The following is a 19,501-nucleotide window of genomic DNA, read 5'->3' on the forward strand; positions in this document are numbered from 1 at the left end:
CGGGCCGGAAGGCCGGGGCTCTGCCCCGGACCCCGCTGCTCAATCGCCGCAGGGGCTTGAAATGCCCCTCCGCCGCTGGGGCTTGATCTATCAAGCCCCGCCGGCGATTGAGGCGCGGGGTCCGGGGCGGAGCCCCGTGGCGTGGGGGCGGGTGGCCGGCCCGGGGCCGCGCCGCGGACGGTCACTCCGCCAACGCGGTGAACTCGCGTTCCAGCCCACGCCCCCGCCGCTCGACGACAGCGGACGCGACATCCGCCAATTTCCGGTTCGTCCTCTGCGAGATCCGACGCAGCACACCGAACGCGTCGTCCGGCGCGCACCCCAGCACATGCATGACGATGCCGCAGGCCTGGTCCACCACGGGCCGCGACCGCAGCGCCGAACCCAGCTGGTCGACCTCGGTGAGCGCCTCCTGGTAGGACCGGTCGCGCACCAGACAGCTCGCGGCCAGGTCACCGAGCGCGCGGATCGGCCCGTGCGACGCGGCCTCCAGGGAACCGGCCCGGAAGCTGTACAGGCTGAGCGTGACCGTGAGCCCACCGCTGCGGAACGGAAGGGTGACGCTGGAGCGCACCCCGGAATCCAGGGCGAGCGCACGGTAGTCGGGCCAGCGCCGGTCGTTCAGCAGGTCACTGGCGTCGACCGGGTCACCGCCCTCCTCGGCCGCCGGTATCGGCCCGTCGCCGAAGCGGTCCTGCACGGAGACGAGCGCGGCGAGATCGGGGTGGGTCACCGCCGTCGGCCGCTCGTCGGTGCCGTCACTCGCCGTAGCGACGGCTCCGCAGCACTCGGCGGTGGACCGGAGCGCCCCTTCGGCGAGCTCCGAGAGCCGCCGGGCGGGGAGCCCCGCTTCTGATGTCCCCGTGGCGCGCTGCCCCAGCGCCACCGGATGGCTTCCGACCTGGGCCGCGTCGTCGTCCTGATCGGCCGGCACGTACTGTCGCATCGGTTCAAGCCTCCTTGTCGCTCGGCTTCCCGTACCGCGCTCCCGAAAACGCGGGAGCGGGATACGTTCTGGGCATGGCGCAGATGGAGGAATTCGATGAAGAACTTGCGGACTTCGTGCGCCGGGTGGCGGAGCTGAAGACCGCGCGCTCGCTGTCGACGGCGGAACTGCCCGCCGTCCTCGACGCGGCACTCTTCGAACTCGACCATGTAGCAGGAAAGTTGTGGCCGCAACCCCAGCAGGGCGATGCGACGGGCACAGGCACGGGCCCGAGCCGCAACGCGGTGGCCGATCGGCACGAGCAACAGCTGCTGCGCGCCGTCTTCCAGCGCCTTCCGCTGCCGGTGGCGCTCGTGGACCGCGAGGCGGTGGTCCGCCGCCTCAACTTCGCGGCGACGAGCTTCACGGGCGTACGCGCCGGATACGCGACGGGCCGCCCGCTGACCGGGTTCCTGGCGCACGCCGACCGGGCCGCGTTCCGTTCGCAGGTCGCGGCGGTGGCCCGCGGCGAGGGGGACCGCGGCCTGATCGTGCATCTGCAGCAGAACCCGCACGCCCCCGTCCGTACGGTCCTCACGGGCCTGCGTCCGGGCACCGAGCGGCGCACCACGGTCCTCGCGATCCTGCAGCCCGCGGACGACGCCACCGTCAGGCCCGCGTCGGCCCGGCCCGCCGCGCCCGTCCCCGACCTCGCGGAGACGACCCGGCACGCCGCGCTCACCGACCTGCTCGACGCGATGGCGCGGGAGCTGCTCGGCGGCCCCGTGGGCGACCCGGCGGAACTTCTGCGGCGCGCCGCCCACGTGCTGCACGGCCGGTTCGCGGACTGGGTGGTGGCCGACAAGGGGGCCACGCGGCTGGAGCGTACGGAGGTGCTCGGCGCGGACGACGAGGCCGTGCGCGACATCGCCGCGCAGGACCCCGCCGCGAGCCCGCTCGTCGTCGAGGCGGCGCGCGGCGGGGCACCGACGCTGCTCGTGCGCCCGGAGGATCTGCGGGCCCTGGGCGACGACGCTTCGGGGGCGCCGGTGCTCGTCCGCGCCGATGTCACCTCGCTTCTGTGCGTGCCGTTGATCCCCGCGCCCGGCGAACCGGTCCAGGGTGTGCTCACCCTGTTCCGGTCCGCGGGCCGCCTCGCCTTCTCGATGGCGGAGGCGAAGACGCTCGACATGATGGCCCGTCACATCGCGTTGGCGATGCGGAAATAGGGCCACACGCCGCGGCACGGGGGCTACGCGGCGTCCGCCAGGATCTGGTCCCGCAGGCGGTCGCAGCAGCGGCTGATCAGCCGGGACACGTGCATCTGCGAGATGCCGAGTTGCTCGGCGATCCGGCTCTGCGTCATGTCGCCGAAGAACCGCATGTAGAGGATCTCCCGCTCGCGCTCGGGCAGCTCCGCTATCCGCGGCTTGACGGCCTCGCGGTCGACGACGACGTCGAGCGCGGGGTCGGCGTCGCCGAGCGCGTCGGACAGCGAGTAGCCGTCCTCGCTGCCGGGCAGCTCCGCGTCGAGGGACAGCGCGGTGAAGCTCTCCAGCGCTTCCAGGCCGGAACGGGCCTCGTCCTCGGTCATGTTGGCGTGCGCGGCGATCTCCGCGAGGGTCGGGGCGCGCCCCGAGATGGTCGCGGAGAGCTCGTGCTGCGCGAACCGGACCCTGTTACGCAGATCCTGGACGCGGCGCGGCACGTGCAGGGTCCACATGTGGTCGCGGAAGTGCCGCTTGATCTCGCCGGTCACGGTGGGCACGGCGTAGCTCTCGAAGGCGTTGCCGAGCTCCGGGTTGTATCGGTCCACGGCCTTGACCAGGCCGAGAGCGGCCACCTGCCGCAGATCCTCGTAGGACTCGCCGCGGTTGCGGAACCGTCCGGCGAGCCGGTCGGCCATCGGCAGCCATGCCTCCACGACGTCATGGCGCAGTTCGGCGCGCTCGGGCCCGTCGGGCATGTCGGACAGCTGGGCGAAAGCCTCGGCGGTGTCGGGGGCGTCGTCGTGCGGGTGGCGTCCACCGGGCTTCACCGGGTTCCGGGGTGAGCTGGTACACGTACGCATCTGGATCGAACTCCCTGGGAGGTGCCTTGGGTTCGGTGGTCACCGTGGGAGTTGCGCCCGCAAGACGAATCGGACACACCCGGGGCGATCCTGCGGATCCAGAGGATACGACGCGGTCGTATCCCTCCCACGGACGTGCCTCCTGTCCGAAGCACTTTCTTTCGCCTGCCCCTGAGGCATCGCCGCAAACACTGCGGCATCTCCAGCGTGCGCTCAACGGGCCGGGCCCGCACGTTCACGCTGCTCGGCCCGGCTCGGGCAAACCACCAGGTGTCACCGCGAAGCGGTCGGGTACGCGTCGAGGACCTGGCCGAGACCCGGACAAAGGACGGGTGTTGGCTCCGGGCCGGTCGGGTACAGGGGCCGGAATCACAGTGCACCCGAGACGCGGAAAGGCCGGATTGCGATGGCCGATGTGGTGAGGGAAGTCATGACACCCGGCGTGGTCGCGGTACGCCCCGACGCCTCGCTGGTCGAGGCCGCCCAGCTGATGCGGGCGCAGGACATCGGGGATGTACTGGTGGCGGACGAGACACAGGTCGTGGGTGTGCTCACGGACCGTGACATCGCGCTGCGGGCCGTGGCCGACGGGGCCGATCCGCTCACGGTGAGCGCCGAGGCGGTGTGCACTCCGCATCCGGTGGCGATCGGACCGGACGACGACGTGTCCGCCGCGGTCGCGCTGATGCGCGAGTACGCCGTGCGCCGCCTTCCGGTGGTGCAGGACGGGCGCGCGGTCGGGATGGTCAGCCTGGGCGATCTGGCGCTGACGCAGGACCCTGCCTCCGCGCTCGCCGACATCAGCGGCGCCGATCCGGACGGCTGGGCGAGCGGCACGCGGACCTGACCCCGGACCGATCGACTGATCGACCCGAGAGATCACTGAACAGCACTATGCGGCAAGGGAGTTGACCGACGATGCGTATCGCGTTCCTGGTGGCGCCGGAGGGGACCGAGCAGATTGAGCTGACCGATCCCTGGCAGGCGGTGCGGGACGCGGGCGGCGAACCCGTGCTCGTATCGACCAAGCAGGGAGAGATCCAGGCCTTTGACCACCTCGACAGGGCGGACAAGTTCCCGGTCGACAAGACCGTGGCGTCCCTCGGGTCGTCGGCGGACGGCTTCGACGCGCTGGTGCTGCCGGGTGGCGTGGCCAACCCGGACCAGTTGCGCACGGATCGCGACGCGGTCGCGTTCGTACGGGACTTCTTCGACCGGGGCCTGCCGGTCGCGGCGATCTGCCACGCGCCGTGGACGCTGGTCGAGGCGGACGTGGTCCGCGACCGCACGCTGACCTCGTACCCGAGCCTGGCCACCGACATCCGCAACGCGGGCGGCACCTGGGTCGACGAGCAGGTGAAGGTCTGCACGGCCGGGCCGAACGTGCTGGTGACCAGCCGCCGCCCGGACGACCTCAAGGCCTTCGACGCGGCGCTGCTGAAGCAGGTCAGCGGCACCTGAGGCGGCGTTCCGCCCCCACGTACCCACGACTTTCGGAGGCAGCCATGGACCTCGCGTTCCTCCATCCCCTGTGCAATCGTCCCGGCCCCTGGGCCTCCGTGTACGTCGACACGTCACGGCACAACGAATCCACCCCGGACGAGCGGTCGTTGGAAGCGCAGGGCGTACAGCGTGCGCTTGCAGCGGCCGGGGCGGACGAGGCGACGTGTCACGCGATGCGGTCCGCGGTCGAGGATCTGCGGCACTCGCGCGAACCCGTCGGCCGGGCCTTCTTCGGACGCGACGGCGAGGTCGTCCTCGACCCGCCGCTGAGCACGCCGCCGGGGCAGACGTCGGCGCGCTGGGCGGCGCTGCCGCACACGACGCCGCTGCTCGACCTCGCGGGCGAGGACCCGCTGTGCCTGGTCGCGTACGTCGACCGGGCCGGCGCCGACTTCGAACTGCGCTCCGCGCGCGGGGAGTCGACGGAGCGGCACTCCCAGTTGCGCGTGGAGAACACCTTGGAGCACAACGCCGGTGAGATCGCGGGGGCGTTGGAGCGCTGCCAGGCCAAGACACGGGCCGACCTCGTGGTGCTGGTCGGCGACGACCGGGAGTGCGTCGCCGTACGGGAGCGGCTCCCCGCCGGCCTGCACGGCTCGGTCGTCCGCGCCCGGCACGGGGCCGGGAGCCGGCTCCTCGACGGCGAGCTGGAGCAGGCCAGGGCGGAACACGTGGCGCGGCGCGCCGCGCACGACCTGGCGCTGTTCGCCGAGGCGCGTGGTCAGGGGGAGGCTGCGGCGGAGGGTGTGCCGGCGTTGGTGGACGCGGCGCGTGAGCACCGGATCGCGGAGCTGCTGATCCGCTCGGACGGGTCCGACGCGCATCGTGAGGTGTGGGTGGGCGACGGCCCGGACCAACTCGGCGTGCGCCGGGCGGATGCGGAGGCACTTGGCGCGGGTGAGGTGGTGTCGGCGAGGGCGGATGATGCGCTGATGCGGTGTGCTGCCGCGAGTGGGGCGGGTGGGCTGTCGGTGTCCCCCGCCGACCCCTCGGCGGGACCGGCGGGAGGCCTCGGAGCCCTCTTGCGCTGGTCCGAATAACCTTCCGCCCACCCGGCGTCACGCTCCCGGGGCTCAAACGCCGGACCCCGCGCCTCAAACGCCGGAGGGGCTGAATTTGTGGCTCTGCCCCATACCCCGCTGCTCAATCGCCGCAGGGGCTTGATTCGACTCAAGTCACGCCGACAGTTGGGCACTTCAGGCCCCGTCGACGGTGGGCATATCAAGCCCCGCCCGGCGATTGAGGCGATCTTTCAAGCCTCTACGGCGATTGAGCAGCGGGGTCCGGGGCGGAGCCCCGAGGCCGTTACGACGGGGGCCGCAACAGCTACCGGGACCGGTCCACCCGCCGCTCGTCCCACACCGGCTCAGGTGTCTCGCGGACGTGGCCGTCCGAGCCGAAGACCAGGTACCGGTCGAAGGAGCGGGCGAACCAGCGGTCGTGGGTGACCGCGAGGACCGTGCCGTCGAAGGATTCGAGGCCCTCCTGGAGGGCCTCGGCCGACTCCAGGTCGAGGTTGTCCGTGGGCTCGTCGAGGAGCAGCGCGGTCGCGCCCTCCAGTTCGAGCAGCAGGATCTGGAAACGGGCCTGCTGCCCACCCGACAGCCGCTCGAACTTCTGCTCGGCCTGCGCCGTCAACTCGTACCGGCGGAGCAGCGACATCGCCGCCCCCTTGTCCTTCGCGTGGTCGCGCCACAGGATGTCGAGCAGCGGCCGGCCCTGGAGCTCGGGGTGGGCGTGGGTCTGGGCGAAGTGGCCTGGCACGACGCGCGCGCCGAGCTTCCACAAACCCGTGTGCCCCACGGAGTCGTCTCCCGCGAGCAGCCGCAGGAAGTGCGACTTCCCCGAGCCGTTCGAACCGAGGACCGCGACCCGCTCGCCGTAGAAGACCTCCAGCGAGAAGGGCTGCATGAGGCCGGTGAGTTCGAGGTTCTCGCAGGTGACCGCCCGGATGCCGGTGCGGCCGCCCTTCAGGCGCATGGTGATGTCCTGCTCGCGCGGCGGCTCCGGCGGCGGCCCCGCCTCCTCGAACTTGCGCAGGCGCGTCTGCGCCGCCGCGTACCGGGAGGCCATTTCGTGGCTGACGGAGGCCGCCTGCCGCAGGTTGACCACGAGCTTCTTCAGCTGCGCGTGCTTCTCGTCCCAGCGCCGCCGCAGCTCCTCGAAGCGCGCGAAACGCTCCTGGCGCGCCTCGTGGTACGTCGAGAAACCCCCGCCGTGCACCCACGCGTCGGCCCCGCCGGGGCTCGGCTCGACGCTGACGATCTTCTCCGCGGAGCGGGCGAGCAGCTCCCGGTCGTGAGAGACGAACAGGACCGTCTTGCGGGTCTCGCGGAGCTTCTCCTCCAGCCAGCGCTTGCCGGGGACGTCCAGGTAGTTGTCCGGCTCGTCGAGGAGCAGGACCTCGTCCGTGCCGCGGAGGAGGGCTTCCAGGACGAGGCGCTTCTGCTCGCCGCCGGAGAGCGTGCTCACCTCGCGGAACTGGGCCTTGTCGTACGGCACGCCCAGCGCGGCCATCGTGCACATGTCCCAGAGGGTCTCCGCCTCGTAGCCCTGCGCCTCGGCCCAGTCGGAGAGGGCCTGCGCGTACGACATCTGCGCGGCCTCGTCGTCGACGGTCATGATCAGGTGCTCGGCCTCGTCGACCGCCTTCGCCGCCTCCCGGATGCGCGGCGATGACACCGATACGAGGAGGTCGCGGACGGTCGTCTCGTCGCGGACCGCGCCCACGAACTGGCGCATCACGCCGAGCCCGCCGCCGACCGTGACGGAGCCGCCGTGCGGCCGCAGCTCGCCGGAGATCAGTCGCAGCAGCGTCGTCTTGCCCGCTCCGTTCGGCCCGACGAGCGCGACGACCGCGCCCTCGCCGACCCGGAACGAGACATCGCCCAGCAGCGCCCTCCCGTCGGGGAGGTAGTACTCAAGATGTGCCGCTTCCAGATGTCCCATGATCCCGCATTCTGGACGCCCGTGCGGGTGACGGGCAAACGCATTGTCCGGACAGGGTCGGGTGCGGGCCACCTGCCGGGGTAGGCGTGACCCATGCCAAAGCTGAAGCCGTTCTCTTCGGGTCCGACCTTTGAAACGTCACCGCCGGTGCCGCCGACGTTGCGCGACCGGCTCGCCGCCCTCGATCTGCGCGTCTTCGAGTTCGCCGCGGGAGCGCGCTGGCCGGGCGCCGAGCGGATCCTGCCGCGCCTGAGCCGGTCCGCGAACCACGGTGTGCTGTGGTTCGCGGTGGGCGGGGCCCTCGCCGTGTCCGGGTCGCCGCGCGCCCGCCGGGCCGCCGTCCGCGGCGTGGCATCCCTCGCGCTCGCCTCGGCCACCATCAACACCCTCGGGAAGCGCTCGGTGCGCCGGGCGCGGCCCGCGCTCGACCCGGTGCCGCTGGTGCGCCGCCTGAAGCGGCAGCCGTTCACGACCTCGTTCCCGTCCGGGCACTCGGCCTCGGCCGCGGCCTTCGCGACGGGCGTGGCCCTGGAGTCCCGTGGCCTCGGCGCGCTCGTCGCCCCCGTGGCGTTCTCGGTCGCGGCGTCCCGCATCTACACGGGCGCCCACTTCCCCGCCGATGTCCTCGCGGGCGCGGCCCTCGGCGCGGGCGCCGCCTTCGCGGTACGTGGCCTGGTGCCGACCCGCGACCAGCTACCGGCGCCGGGCCGGCCCCTGGTGGACGATGTGCCGGCGCTGCCGGGCGGCGAGGGCCTGGTGATGATCGTGAACAGTGGGGCGGGCACCCCGGAGCGGGTACGGGCCCTGCGGGACTCGCTGCCGCACGCCGAGTACATCGAGTGCACCGGCGAGGAACTGGAGCAGCAGCTGGACAAGGCGGCGTCGCGCGCCCGCGCGCTCGGCATCTCGGGTGGCGACGGCTCCGTGAACACGGCCGCGCGGGTGGCGCTCCGGCACGACCTGCCGCTCGCGGTGCTGCCCGGCGGCACCCTCAACCACTTCGCGTACGACCTCGGCATCGAGGACACCGGTGATCTGGTGAGTGCCGTCGAGGGCGGGCACGCGGTCGCCGTGGACGTGGGCCGATTCAGGTCCGACCAGGGTTCCGGAATCTTCCTCAACACCTTCAGCCTGGGCGCCTATCCGGAGCTGGTGCGGGAGCGGGAGAAGTGGTCGGGGCGGCTCGGCGGGCGCCTCGCGGACGTCGTGGCGGCGCTGTACGTGCTGCGCCGCGACCATCCGCTGAGCGTTGAACTGCAGGGCAGGCAGCGGCCGTTGTGGCTGCTGTTCGCCGGTAACTGCACGTACCGGCGAATGGGCTTGACGGCGGGCCGGCGCGCGAACCTGGCCGATGGCCTGCTCGACGTGCGCACGGTGGACGGCGGCCGGCTGCCCGGCCTGCGGCTGCTCGCGGCGGCGCTCTCGGGCCCGCTGTCCCGCTCGCCGTTCCACGCGGCGACCCGCCTGACCCGGCTGCGGGTGGACGGCGTGGCGCCCGGCACCCCGCTCGCCTACGACGGTGAAGTCACCGAGTGCGGCGGGGAGTTGTGGGTGGACAAGAAGCACGAGGGGCTGCGTGTGTACCGGCCGCACTCGCTGCTCTGACCCGACCCCGAAGTCCATTATTCAAGACGGGTATCTCACAATACGGCTGGCGAGCGTACCGTGATCGGACCGTCGGGGGCAGGGGCTCCCGACGGTCCGCCGTACGCGAAGGGATCGAGCCATGCCGCAGGAGACCGCCGTATACACCCACGGACACCACGAGTCCGTGCTCCGCTCGCACACCTGGCGCACCGCCGCCAACTCGGCGGCCTACCTGCTCGACTCGCTCAAGCCACACATGAAGATCCTGGACATCGGGTGCGGCCCCGGCACCATCACCGCGGACCTGGCCGAGCTGGCCCCCGACGGGCATGTCACCGGCGCCGACCACGCCGAGGGCATCCTGGACCAGGCGCGCGCCACGGCCGCCGAACGGGGCCTGAAAAACGTCGACTTCACCACGGCCGACGTGCACGCGCTCGACTGGCCGGACGACACGTTCTGCGTCGTGCACGCGCACCAGGTGCTGCAGCACGTGGGCGATCCGGTGCAGGCGCTGCGCGAGATGCGGCGGGTGACGAAGCCGGGCGGGATCATCGCCGTACGGGAGTCCGACTACGCGGCGTTCTCCTGGTTCCCGCGGCTGCCCGCCATGGACGACTGGCTGGACCTCTACGAGCGGGTCACCCGCGACAACGGCGGCGAGCCGGACGCCGGACGCTTCCTGAAGTCATGGGCCCTGAAGGCCGGTTTCGCGCCGGAGGACCTCACGTGCTCCGCCGGCACCTGGTGCTACTCGACGCCCGAGGAGATCGCCTGGTGGAGCGGGCTGTGGGCGGACCGCACGCTGGCCTCCGCCTACGCCGAGCGTGCGACGGGCGGCGGGCACGCGACGCCCGAGCAGCTCGACGCCGTGTCACAGGCGTGGCGCGAGTGGGGCACGCACGAGGACGCGTGGTTCGGCGTGCTGCACGGGGAGATCCTCTGCCGCAAACCCCGCTGACCGCGCGGCGGTTCAGCCGCGGGGCAGCAGCGGGCCCAGCGGTCCGAGGTCGATGTTCAGGTCCTCGGGCCGCAGCCCGTAGCGCTCACGGAGCTGCTCCATGCGGTCCTCCAGGAGCATCAGGGTCAGCCCGACCCGCTCCTCTTGATCCTCCGTCAGATCGCCGAGGTCGAAGCGGCGGACCGCCTGCCGCTCCATGAGCTGTCGCAGCAGCTCGACGAGGGTGAGGACGAGCTTCATCAGGTCGCGCTCGACCGTGTCCTGGTCCAGTTCGATGCGGCGTCCTTCACTCACCGTTCGTCACCTCCGGCCAGGGCGAGGGCACTTGCTCGTTCACCGAGCTGATCAGGGCGTTGAGATCGATGCGTACCAGGTCGACATCGGCGATGCGCAGGGTGACGTCCCCGGCGAGGACGACGCCGCCCGCGAGCAGCCGGTCGAGGAGGTCGACCAGGGCGATCTCACGCCGTTCGACGACCGTCACGCGTCCGCCTCCTCGTCTTCCGCCGTGAACGAGTAGCCCGCCCACGGTCCGGTCAGTTCGACCCGCAGATCCGGCTCCCGGCCCTTCGTCGCGTCCACCCGCTCCACGAACTCCTCCGCGCCCGAACGCTCCACGAGATACGCCGCGTTGAGCACGTTCATGCCGCTGACGCGGGAGAGTTCCGGGTTCTGCGGCGGGTGCACGCGGGTGTGTACGGCGTGCCGAGACAGGTCGTCGTGCAGCTCCTGCGCGAAACCTTCGGCGCGCCGCCAGGTGTCGTCGCGCGCCGTGCGCTCGGCGCGGCGTCGGCGCAGGTAGTCGCGTCCGGAAGCGGCCGGCGCGGGTGCTGCCGGAGCGGCGGTCTCAGGCTCCTCGACGTACACCTTCACGCCCCACTCGACGCGCCCCGCGAGGCGGTCCAGGCCCGCGCGAAAGCGCCGCTCCTCCTGCTCCATCATCAGCCGTACGGCGCTGTCGTCACGGAAGACCGTGGCGAGGCGCAGCGGGAGCGGGCTGGTGACCGTGGTGAGCGCGGCGATCACGTTCTGGTGGGCGCGGGCCGTCTCGGTGAGCCAGTCCAGGTCCTCCAGGTGGGACCGGAGCGGGGCCTCGGCGAAGTCCCGCTCCGGCACGGGGCCGACGACCGCGACGAGGCCCTGGTGCTCGAGCTGCCGGGGCGGGGCGCCCGCCACGCCGGTGAGTTCGGCCTGGAGCGGGGCGCCGAGCGGGTGGCACACGGCGTACACGTAGCGCAGCTCTTGCGGTTCGCGCGGTTCGTCCGTGCTCACGCCGACCCCCTCTTCCTCTCGGCCGGTTCACCTTCGGTGAGTTCGTCGAGTTCGGCGATGCGCTGCTTCAACTCGGCGTTCTCCTTCGCGAGTTCCTTGCGGCGGGCGCCCGAGGAGAGGGCCGGGTCGTCCTCCCACCAGTCGATGCCCATCTCCTTGGCCTTGTCGACCGAGGCGACGATCAGGCGCAGTTTGATGGTGAGGAGTTCGATGTCGAGCAGGTTGATCCGGATGTCGCCCGCGATGACGATGCCCTTGTCGAGGACGCGCTCCAGGATGTCGGCGAGGTTGGCCCCGCCGCCATTCTGGTAGGGATCGGGGAGGCGGCTCGCCGTTGTCATCGGCGGGCCCCGCTCCCGGCGTGTTCACGCTCCCGCTCGGTCTCGTCGTCCTCGTACTCGTCCGCCTCCTCGTCGGCGGGCTCGGAGTCGGCCTCGTCCTCGTACTCCTCGTATTCGGCCTCGGGCTCCTCTTCGTCCGTCTCCTCGTCGGTCTCGTCGGCCTCGTCTTCGTAGTCCTCGGACTCGTCGGGCTCCTCGGAGTCTTCGGACTCCCGCTCCTGCTCTTCCTCTTCGGCGATCGCGTCCTCGTGCGAGAGCACGACCTCACCGTCCTGGATCTCGCCACGCCAGCCGTCGCTCGCCTCGCCCTTGAACGTCACGAAGCGCGTGAAGTGCTTGAGGTCCAGACGTGCCCTGCGGCCCTGGGCGCGCCAGATGTTGCCGGTCTTCTCGAACAGGCCCTTGGGGTAGTACTCGATGATCATCAGCACCCGGGTGAGCCGGTCGGCCAGCTTGTGGAAGGTGATGACGCCCTTCGTGGTGCCCTTGGCGCCCTCCGACGTCCACTGGATCCGCTCGTCCGGCACCTGTTCGGTGGTGCGCGCCTTCCAGCTCCGGTTGGACCAGAAGACCTTGAGCTGCCAGTCGGACGTGGTGTCGTCGGCGCGGTTGGCGTTCTTGACACCCTTCGCGAAAGTGCTGAACTCCTGGTACTGAGTCCACTGGTCGTACGCGGTGCGCAGATCGACGCCGACGTCGACGAACTCCATGATGACGGTGGGCTTCTTGCCCGCGCCGCCCTTGCTCTTGCCCTTGCCGCCGAGGCCCTTGAACGCGCCGACGACGTTGTCCTTGAGCCGTCCGGCGCCCAGTTCCACGGCGCTGCGCAACGGGCCCTTGCCCTCCGCGAGTTTGCGGCCGCCGTCGAGCGCGAGCTTGGCGAAACCGGGGCTGCTGCCGTCGGCGATGCCGTTCAGTTTGACGGTCGTCTCGCCGAGCTTGCGGCCCGCGCCCATCAGCAGCCGCTGGGTCTGCGCCGCGAGGTAGTCCTGCAGTTCGGACTTGAGGTGGTCGGCCGCCTCGCTCTGGGCGAGACCGCTCAGCGGGTTCTTGTTGTCGGAGTCAGCCACGGTCACGTCCTCCCTTCTCGCCACGGGAGCCGGCGCTCACTGTCCGCTTGGCGGCGGTCTTCTTCGCCGGCGGCTTCTGCGCCGCGCTCTTCTTCGCGGGGGCACGCTTGGCGGCGGTCTTCTTCGCGGGGGCACGCTTGGCGGGGGCCGGCTTCCGCGCCGTCCTCGTCTGCGTATCGTCCGTAGACGAGTCGGAGGCCTCGTCCTGCTCGTCCTCGTACGCGGCGTCCTCGTAGGACTCGTCGTCGTACGCGGCCTCGCCGTCATGCTCGTCCTCGCCGGAGCGGCGGCGTCCCGGAATGTTCCCGGTCACCCGCTCCCCCGCGTCGCGCACGTCGTCCACGTCCGGGGCGACGCCCGCGATCTGGTCGCGCACACCCTGCGTACGGTCGTGCAGCCGGCCGGCAATGCCTTCGACCTGCCGCTCCACCAGCGCACCCGACGCCGCCTTGCCGACGCCGCGCAGGTCCTCACGGAGCTGGTCGCCGATCTCCTTGAACTGCGGGTTGTTCGCCAGTTGCTGGTTCGCCAGGTCGAGCAGGGCGCGCGGGCTCAGCTTGAGCCGCTTGCCCGCGACCATCGTGCCGACGGCGAACGCGAGTTTCATCTTCTTCGTACGCCCGAGGAAATAGCCGGCCCCTACCGCGAGGCCGAGCGCTGCTCGATTCATCGTCCCTCCATACGGTCGAGGAGCTGGTCCTCGAGCCGGTCGAATGTCGCTTGATCGATCTCGCCCGACACCAACTGCTCTTCCAGCCGGGCGAGTTCGGCACGGATGGCCGCCGGGTCGTAGTACTGCCGCTCGGCCTCCGTGAGTACCTGCCGCATCGCCCACATGGATCCGCGCACCGGCGCGAGCGGCAGCAGGAGCACTTCGCTGATGAGGCCCATGGGCTCACTCCGTCCCGGCGGGCGCTGCGGGCCCCGGCTCCACGAAGCTGTACGGCGGGAGCGGGCCGTTGACGGTGAGCTCGATGTGCGAGTGGCTGCCGCGGACCTGCTCGACGGCCGCGAGGAAGTGCTCGGACGCCTTCTGCTCGACGAGGAAGGAGATGTTCGCCAGCCAGCCGGTGCTCTCGGGCCCGGTCGACATCGCGGAAGCGGAGGGTTCGAGCAGCTGCTGCAGCTCGACGGCGTCCGCCGCCTCGCGGGCCTGCACGGCCGCCACGACGAGTTCACCGAGCTTCAGCCGTTCCTCGTAACCGCCGCCGCCCGCCTGCCGGTTGGCGTCGGCCAGGGTGCGGACCTCGGGGCTCTCGGCCATCACCCGGTGCAGTACGGCCTCTTCGTCGTGCTGCGCCTTGACGTTGTACTCGACCTTGCCCTCCAGGGCGCTCAGGCGCTCCTGGTAGTGGTCGGCACGCTCGGCGAGCACGTCGGCGACCGCCTGGTCGTCGGGGGCGAGGCTCCCGAAGCGCATCGGCAGCACCGGTCCGCCGCCGCCCGCCTCGGCGAGCACGCTCTGGTGGGCGAGCAGGTCGCGGCGCTTGGGCCGCAGGTCGTCGGGGGCCTCGCTGACGACCGCGGCGAGCGACCCCTCCTTGACGACGCGGACCGTGCGGGCCGGGTCGCCGATGCCGCCCATACCGTCGGGCAGCGACGGGTGGCCGGCGCTCGCGATGCCGTAGATGTAGGTGCTGGTCACTCCTGCTCCTCCTTACGGCGGCTCGGGGCGCGGCGGGCGCGCCTCGGCTCGGCCTGCCCCTCGTCGCGGGCCTGGCTGAACGCGTCGGATATGGTCTCGGCCGCGCCGGACAGGGCGCCCTTGGTCTTGCCGCGCGCGCCGGACTCCATGCTGTCGCCGACCATGTCGGTCAGCCCGGACGGCTTCTTGGACCCGGTCTCCAGGTCGAGGCGATTGCAGGCCTCGGCGAACCGGAGGTAGGTGTCGACACTGGCGATCACGACCCTGACGTCGATCTTCAGGATCTCGATGCCGACCAGCGAGACACGGACGAACGCGTCAATGACGATGCCGCGGTCCAGTACGAGTTCGAGTACGTCGTACAGACCACTTGTACCGCCACTGCCGCCTGACTGTTGTGCGGGGACGACGGTCATAAAGACCGGCCCTCCTTACTTCGCTGACTCGTCTGTGTGGTGCGCGGTACGAGGCGGAGCGGCGGGCTACTTGCGCTCCGTGCGTCCGCGCTCGTAACGGCGGACGCGCCGGTAGCCGGTGAGCATGCCCTTGGCGTCCAGGCTCACCTGGTAGCTCGCCAACAGGCTCATCGTGTCGGGGACACGGGAGACTTCGAGGACTTCGACCTCCAGCTCCCAGCCTTCCTCTGTGCGTTCGAAGGACGACACGGACTCGGCCGCCATTCCGGTGAGCTCCGCCAGCTGGGTGCGAGCTTCGCGCAGCACCTCCATCGGGCCCGGTGTGCCTTCCGCCTCGGTGGACTTGTCGTCGCCGCGCTTGCGCTCCGACGACGCTTGCGTCTTATGTGTGTCTGTCATGGCAGCCTCGGTCACCGAGTCTCCACAGAAGCCGACGACAAACCTCAACTGCCTTGCCGTGCCTGGAGTTTGCGCCAGGCGGGGCCGAGCGAGCGGCCCCTGCCGAGGAGGCCGTCCCACGGGTCCGTACGGGCCTGCTCGACGGCGTTCGCGATGGTCCAGTGCTGGGCGTCGACCGTGGGGGCGCCGAGCTGTTGCCAGGTCAGGGGCGTCGCCACGGGGGCGCCCGGCTTGGCGCGCACCGAGTACGGGGCGACGGCCGTCTGGGCGTAGGCGTTGCGCAGCACGTCCAGGAAGAGGCGGTCGCCGCGGTCCTTCTTGCGCGGGGCCGTGGTGAGCGTGTCGGGGTGTTCGCCGACGAGCGTTTCGGCGACCTGCCGCGCGAAGTCCCGCACCTCGTCGAAGTCCTGGCTCCTGTCGAGGGGTACGACGACGTGGACGCCGCGGGATCCTGTGGTCATCGGGGCGTTGGGCAGGCCCAGGTCGTCCAGTATCCCGTGCGTCAGGCGGGCCGCGTCGCGCACGGTCTCGAAGTCGTCCGCGGACGGGTCGAGGTCGAAGACGAGCCGGTCGGGGCGGTCGATGTCGTCGGCGCGGGACAGCCAGCGGTGCAGGGTGAGGGCGGCCTGATCGACCAGGAAGATCAGGGTGTCGGTGTCGTCGCACACGGTGTGGGTGACCGTGCCACCCTCCTTCGGCACCTCTGCGCGGTGGATCCAGTCCGGGTAGTGGTCCGGGGTGTCCTTCTGCATGAACCGGGGGCCGTCGAGGCCGTCGGGGTGGCGTTCGAGCATCAGGGGGCGGTGGCGCAGGTGCGGGAGCATGTGCGGGGCGATGGCCCGGTGGTAGTCGGCGAGGTCGGCCTTGGTGATCCCGTCCGGCAGCAGCACCTTGCGCGGGCGCTGGACTTCTACGGTGCGGTGGTCCGCCATCGGGGCCTCTTCCCTATTACGCGGCAACGGCGTTACGGCCACGGGGCTCCGCCCCGGCCCCCGCGCCTCAATCGCCGGCGGGGCTTGATAGGTCTTGGGGAGACTCCGTTGCTTCAGATGTCGGCGTGGCTTGGGCCAAATCAAGCCCCGCTCTTGTGACGAGAGCCAGCGGGGTCCGGGGCGGAGCCCCGTGGCCGTGACCACGGCGTCATGACGTCACCGCGCGCTCCACCAGTAGGCCGACCGCCGCGACGATCCCCGCCGCGTCGATGCCGGCCGCGGCCAACTGCTCGGACGGCGTCGCGGAACCCGGAACCGTACGCACACCCAACCGCGCGAACCGCGGAGCCGGCTCCGCGTCGGAGAAGGCCTCGGCCACCGCGTCCCCGATGCCACCCTGCTCCCGGTGGTCCTCCACCGTGAGCAGGCACCCGGTGTCCCGCGCCGCCTCCCGCAGGGTCCCCCGGTCGACCGGCTTCACCGAGTACAGGTCGATCACCCGGACCGGGATACCCGCCGCCGCCAGCTCGTCCGCCGCCTTGAGCGCTTCATGCACCGTGACACCCGCCGCGACGACCGTCACCCGGTCACCGCCCCCGGAGCGGAGCACCTTGCTGCCGCCCACCGGGAAGTCCTCGTGCGGCGGATAGATCACCGGCGCGTCACCGCGCGAGGTGCGCAGGTAGCGGATGCCGGTCAAGTCGGCCATATTGGCGACGAGTTGGGCGGTCTGGTTGGCGTCGCACGGGTAGAGGACGGTGGTGTCGGGGATGGCGCGGAACATCGCCAGGTCCTCCAGGCCCATCTGGGACGGCCCGTCCTGCCCGATCGCGACACCCGCGTGCGAGCCGATGAGGTTGATGTCCGCGCCGCTGATGGACGCCATCCGGATGAAGTCGTGGGCGCGGGTCAGGAACGCCGCGAAGGTCCCCGCGTACGGCAGCCAGCCACGCGCGCTCAACCCCACACTCGTGGCGACGAGTTGCTGCTCCGCGATGTAGCACTCGCCGTACCGCTCGGGGTGCTCCTTCGCGAACAGCTCCGTGCGCGTGGAATCGCCGACCTCGCCGTCGAGCGCGACGACGTCACCGCGCGCGGAACCGAGGGCGACGAGCGCCTGGCCGTACGCGTCACGGGTGGCGACCTCGTCGCCGACGTCGAAGCGGGGCAGGTCGAGGCGTCCGCTGCGCACCGCGTGCAGGATGCGCGCGGCCGGCGGCGCCTGCACCGACACACGTACGCCGCGGTCGCCGCCGAGCTCCTCGACGGCCTCCGCGGCGTCCGGCAGCGGTTTGCCGTGCGCGCCCTCGCGGTCCTCCACCGCCGCGACGCCCTTGCCCTTGAGGGTGCGGGCGATGATCGCCGTGGGCCGGCCGACGGTCGACGCGGCCTCCGCGTACGCACGGTCGATCTCCGCCACGTCGTGCCCGTCTACGACGATGGTGTGCCAGTCGAAGGCCTTGAAGCGGCGGGCGTAGGCGTCGAGGTCGTGGCCGTGCCGGGTGGGTCCGCGCTGGCCGAGCCGGTTGACGTCGACGATCGCGGTGAGGTTGTCGAGCTGCTCGTACCCGGCGTACTCGGCGGCCTCCCACACGGAGCCCTCCGCCATCTCGCTGTCGCCGCACAGGACGTACACCTGGTAGCCGACCCGGTCGAGCCGCTTGCCCGACCAGGCGATGCCGGCCGCGACCGGGAGCCCCTGGCCGAGCGATCCGGTGGCCGTCTCGACCCAGGGCAGGCTCCGCGGCGTCGGGTGGCCCTCCAGCCGGCTGCCGAGCTTGCGGAAGGTGAGCAGCTCGGCGTCGTTGATTGCACCGGCCGCCTTGTACGACGCGTAGAGCAGCGGCGACGCGTGGCCCTTGGAGAGGACGAAGCGGTCGTTGCCCGGGTGGGTGGGGCGGTCGAAGTCGTAGCGGAAGTGGCGGCCGAGGAGGACGGCCATCAGGTCGGCGGCGGACATCGAGGAAGTGGGGTGCCCGGACCCCGCGGCGTCGGCCGCGCGGACCGAGTCGACCCTCAACTGCTGCCCGAGGGCACGGAGTTCGGCTTCGCTGTATGTGGTGGTCACGATGAACCTCCGTCTTGCTTGCGGTCTTCGGGTACGCGCGCCAGCTCCGGCGACGCCGTGTCGAGCGGCACGGACCCGGAGCGGACGAGGCCCAACTGGACTGCCTGGCGCGGGAGTACGGAGTCGAGCAGCCAGTCCGCGGCGACCCGCACCCGGTTCCCGGGCATCGAGGCGAGGTGGTAGCCGCGGGTGACGGCGCCCGCGAGCGGGCCGGACAGCGGGACGCCGAGCGGGTTCGCGGCGGCCTGCACACCGCCGAGGTCGACGGTGAAGCCGAGGTCCTTGTGCCGGTAGTCGCGGCGCTCCCCCTTGCCGAGGGACGCGGCGACGTTCAGACCCGCGACGCGCCCCTGCCGCCAGGCGTGCTGCGCGGTCATCGGCGTGAAGTGCCTTTCTGGGGGACGACCCCCAGACCCCCGACTACCGGGCTTCTCCAGATCGGGCACCGCGGCCGCGTCCCCGCACGCGAACACCTCGGGGTGTCCCGGCACGTTCAGATACGGGTCGACGAGCAGCCGCCCGCGTTCGAGGGGCCGTCCGAGTTCGGCGACGAGCGGGTCGGGGCGGACGCCGACACACCACACGAGCGTACGGGTGTCGACGAAGTCGCCGTCGTCCAGCAGGACGCCGTCCTTCGTGGCCTCCTTCACGGAGGTCTTGGGCCGTATCTCGACGCCGCGCCGGCGCAGCACGCTGTCGGCGGTCCGCGAGAGGTGCTGATCGAGTTCCGGCAGGACGCGCGGCGCGAGGTCGAGCAGCATCCAGCGCGGGCGGATGCCGTGGCGCAGCGGCTGCTTCTTCACGAGCGCGTCGGTCAACAGCTGCCCCTGCGCGGCGACTTCGGTGCCTGTGTAGCCGGCGCCGACCACGACGAAGGTGCAGCGGGCCCGGCACTCCTCGGGGGTGTCGGAGGCCGCGGCGAGTTCGATCTGCCGGGTGATGTGGTCGCGCAGGTACAGCGCCTCGGGCATGCCGCGGAAGCCGTGCGCGTGCTCGGCGATGCCCGGCACCGGCAGCAGCTTGTTCACGCTGCCGACGGCCAGGACGAGGCGGTCGTACTCCAGGGTGCCGCGTCCGCCCTCGGGGTCGGTGTAGGAGACGACGTGGTCGTCGAGGTCCACGCCGTCGGCCTCGCCGAGCACGAGCCGCGCGTGCGGCAGCGTGCCCGACAGGGACACGGTGACCCGTCGGGGCTCGAGCGTGCCCGCGGCGACCTGCGGCAGCAGGGGGAGGTAGAGAAAGTAGTCGGTGGGGTTGAGCAGGGTGACGTCGGCGGTGTCGCGGGCCACGCGCGTCAGCATGCGGGCGGCCCGGTATCCGGCGAAACCGGCACCGACGATGACGACTCGGGATCGGCTCACG

General features: G+C 71.6%; 22 protein-coding genes. 6 read left to right on the top strand and 16 right to left on the bottom strand.

Going from position 1 to position 19,501, the window contains the following annotated elements; genetic code table 11:
* Positions 1-181: 181 nt before the first annotated feature.
* Positions 182-946, bottom strand: a complete 765-nt coding sequence (locus ACWD2L_RS39690; RefSeq protein WP_351342272.1) for an ANTAR domain-containing response regulator — start codon at positions 944-946, stop codon at positions 182-184.
* A gap of 74 nt (positions 947-1,020) precedes the next feature.
* Between ACWD2L_RS39690 and ACWD2L_RS39695 the strand changes: the two genes are divergently transcribed.
* Complete coding sequence (locus ACWD2L_RS39695; protein ID WP_351342274.1) at positions 1,021-2,154, top strand: PAS domain-containing protein; 1,134 nt, start codon at positions 1,021-1,023, stop codon at positions 2,152-2,154.
* Positions 2,155-2,177: 23 nt separating this feature from the next.
* Here ACWD2L_RS39695 and ACWD2L_RS39700 read toward each other — a convergent pair whose 3' ends face one another.
* Positions 2,178-2,996, bottom strand: coding sequence for an RNA polymerase sigma factor SigF (locus tag ACWD2L_RS39700; RefSeq protein WP_351342276.1), 819 nt, complete (start codon positions 2,994-2,996; stop codon positions 2,178-2,180).
* 406 nt (positions 2,997-3,402) lie between these two features.
* On the opposite strand from ACWD2L_RS39700, the gene ACWD2L_RS39705 reads away from it, so the two are divergent.
* From ACWD2L_RS39705 to ACWD2L_RS39715, 3 genes are all read left to right on the top strand, one after another.
* Positions 3,403-3,843, top strand: coding sequence for a CBS domain-containing protein (locus ACWD2L_RS39705; protein ID WP_351342278.1), 441 nt, complete (start codon positions 3,403-3,405; stop codon positions 3,841-3,843).
* A gap of 71 nt (positions 3,844-3,914) precedes the next feature.
* Positions 3,915-4,457 (top strand): type 1 glutamine amidotransferase domain-containing protein, encoded by a 543-nt coding sequence (locus ACWD2L_RS39710; RefSeq protein ID WP_351342280.1) that lies wholly within the window; start codon positions 3,915-3,917, stop codon positions 4,455-4,457.
* Positions 4,458-4,501: 44 nt separating this feature from the next.
* Positions 4,502-5,539 carry a baeRF2 domain-containing protein gene (locus ACWD2L_RS39715; RefSeq protein ID WP_351342282.1) on the top strand — a complete coding sequence of 346 codons (1,038 nt, stop codon included), beginning with the start codon at positions 4,502-4,504 and terminating at the stop codon, positions 5,537-5,539.
* Positions 5,540-5,825: 286 nt separating this feature from the next.
* On the opposite strand, the gene ACWD2L_RS39720 is transcribed toward ACWD2L_RS39715, so the two are convergent.
* Positions 5,826-7,448, bottom strand: coding sequence for an ABC-F family ATP-binding cassette domain-containing protein (locus tag ACWD2L_RS39720; RefSeq protein WP_351342284.1), 1,623 nt, complete (start codon positions 7,446-7,448; stop codon positions 5,826-5,828).
* A 93-nt stretch (positions 7,449-7,541) separates the two neighbouring features.
* On the opposite strand from ACWD2L_RS39720, the gene ACWD2L_RS39725 reads away from it, so the two are divergent.
* Positions 7,542-9,053, top strand: a complete 1,512-nt coding sequence (locus tag ACWD2L_RS39725) for a bifunctional phosphatase PAP2/diacylglycerol kinase family protein (protein ID WP_351342286.1) — start codon at positions 7,542-7,544, stop codon at positions 9,051-9,053.
* A gap of 121 nt (positions 9,054-9,174) precedes the next feature.
* On the top strand, positions 9,175-9,996 hold the full coding sequence (locus tag ACWD2L_RS39730; RefSeq protein ID WP_351342288.1) for a class I SAM-dependent methyltransferase: 822 nt from the start codon (positions 9,175-9,177) through the stop codon (positions 9,994-9,996).
* Between the two features lie 12 nt (positions 9,997-10,008).
* On the opposite strand, the gene ACWD2L_RS39735 is transcribed toward ACWD2L_RS39730, so the two are convergent.
* The 13 genes from ACWD2L_RS39735 to ACWD2L_RS39795 all read right to left on the bottom strand — a co-directional run bounded on the left by ACWD2L_RS39735 (position 10,009) and on the right by ACWD2L_RS39795 (position 19,500).
* Positions 10,009-10,290 carry a gas vesicle protein K gene (locus ACWD2L_RS39735; RefSeq protein ID WP_351342290.1) on the bottom strand — a complete coding sequence of 94 codons (282 nt, stop codon included), beginning with the start codon at positions 10,288-10,290 and terminating at the stop codon, positions 10,009-10,011.
* Positions 10,283-10,480 carry a gas vesicle protein gene (locus tag ACWD2L_RS39740; RefSeq protein WP_351342291.1) on the bottom strand — a complete coding sequence of 66 codons (198 nt, stop codon included), beginning with the start codon at positions 10,478-10,480 and terminating at the stop codon, positions 10,283-10,285. Before ACWD2L_RS39740 ends, ACWD2L_RS39735 begins: the two co-directional genes overlap by 8 nt.
* Positions 10,477-11,268 carry a GvpL/GvpF family gas vesicle protein gene (locus tag ACWD2L_RS39745; protein WP_351342293.1) on the bottom strand — a complete coding sequence of 264 codons (792 nt, stop codon included), beginning with the start codon at positions 11,266-11,268 and terminating at the stop codon, positions 10,477-10,479. Before ACWD2L_RS39745 ends, ACWD2L_RS39740 begins: the two co-directional genes overlap by 4 nt.
* The gene (locus ACWD2L_RS39750) at positions 11,265-11,609 is read right to left on the bottom strand and encodes a gas vesicle protein (protein ID WP_351342295.1); all 345 of its coding nucleotides are present in this window, start codon (positions 11,607-11,609) and stop codon (positions 11,265-11,267) included. The genes ACWD2L_RS39745 and ACWD2L_RS39750 overlap by 4 nt, the downstream gene beginning before the upstream one ends.
* Entirely contained in the window at positions 11,606-12,685 is a 1,080-nt protein-coding gene (locus ACWD2L_RS39755; RefSeq protein WP_351342297.1) for an SRPBCC family protein, read from the bottom strand. The genes ACWD2L_RS39750 and ACWD2L_RS39755 overlap by 4 nt, the downstream gene beginning before the upstream one ends.
* Entirely contained in the window at positions 12,672-13,349 is a 678-nt protein-coding gene (locus ACWD2L_RS39760) for a DNA primase (protein ID WP_351342299.1), read from the bottom strand. Before ACWD2L_RS39760 ends, ACWD2L_RS39755 begins: the two co-directional genes overlap by 14 nt.
* Entirely contained in the window at positions 13,346-13,570 is a 225-nt protein-coding gene (locus ACWD2L_RS39765; RefSeq protein WP_351342301.1) for a gas vesicle protein GvpG, read from the bottom strand. Before ACWD2L_RS39765 ends, ACWD2L_RS39760 begins: the two co-directional genes overlap by 4 nt.
* Positions 13,571-13,574: 4 nt before the next feature.
* A complete protein-coding gene (locus ACWD2L_RS39770; RefSeq protein ID WP_351342303.1) occupies positions 13,575-14,324 on the bottom strand; it encodes a GvpL/GvpF family gas vesicle protein in 750 nt (249 codons plus the stop codon).
* On the bottom strand, positions 14,321-14,740 hold the full coding sequence (locus ACWD2L_RS39775; RefSeq protein ID WP_351342304.1) for a gas vesicle structural protein GvpA: 420 nt from the start codon (positions 14,738-14,740) through the stop codon (positions 14,321-14,323). Before ACWD2L_RS39775 ends, ACWD2L_RS39770 begins: the two co-directional genes overlap by 4 nt.
* A gap of 66 nt (positions 14,741-14,806) precedes the next feature.
* Positions 14,807-15,139, bottom strand: a complete 333-nt coding sequence (locus ACWD2L_RS39780) for a gas vesicle protein GvpO (RefSeq protein WP_351342306.1) — start codon at positions 15,137-15,139, stop codon at positions 14,807-14,809.
* Between the two features lie 44 nt (positions 15,140-15,183).
* Complete coding sequence (ligD, locus tag ACWD2L_RS39785; protein ID WP_351342308.1) at positions 15,184-16,071, bottom strand: non-homologous end-joining DNA ligase; 888 nt, start codon at positions 16,069-16,071, stop codon at positions 15,184-15,186.
* Positions 16,072-16,279: 208 nt separating this feature from the next.
* Positions 16,280-18,139: a transketolase gene (locus ACWD2L_RS39790; protein ID WP_351342310.1), complete on the bottom strand. Its 1,860-nt coding sequence runs from the start codon at positions 18,137-18,139 to the stop codon at positions 16,280-16,282.
* The gene (locus ACWD2L_RS39795; protein ID WP_351342312.1) at positions 18,136-19,500 is read right to left on the bottom strand and encodes an NAD(P)/FAD-dependent oxidoreductase; all 1,365 of its coding nucleotides are present in this window, start codon (positions 19,498-19,500) and stop codon (positions 18,136-18,138) included. Before ACWD2L_RS39795 ends, ACWD2L_RS39790 begins: the two co-directional genes overlap by 4 nt.
* Position 19,501 lies beyond the last annotated feature (1 nt).

Source organism: Streptomyces sp. NPDC002754, from assembly GCF_053592315.1.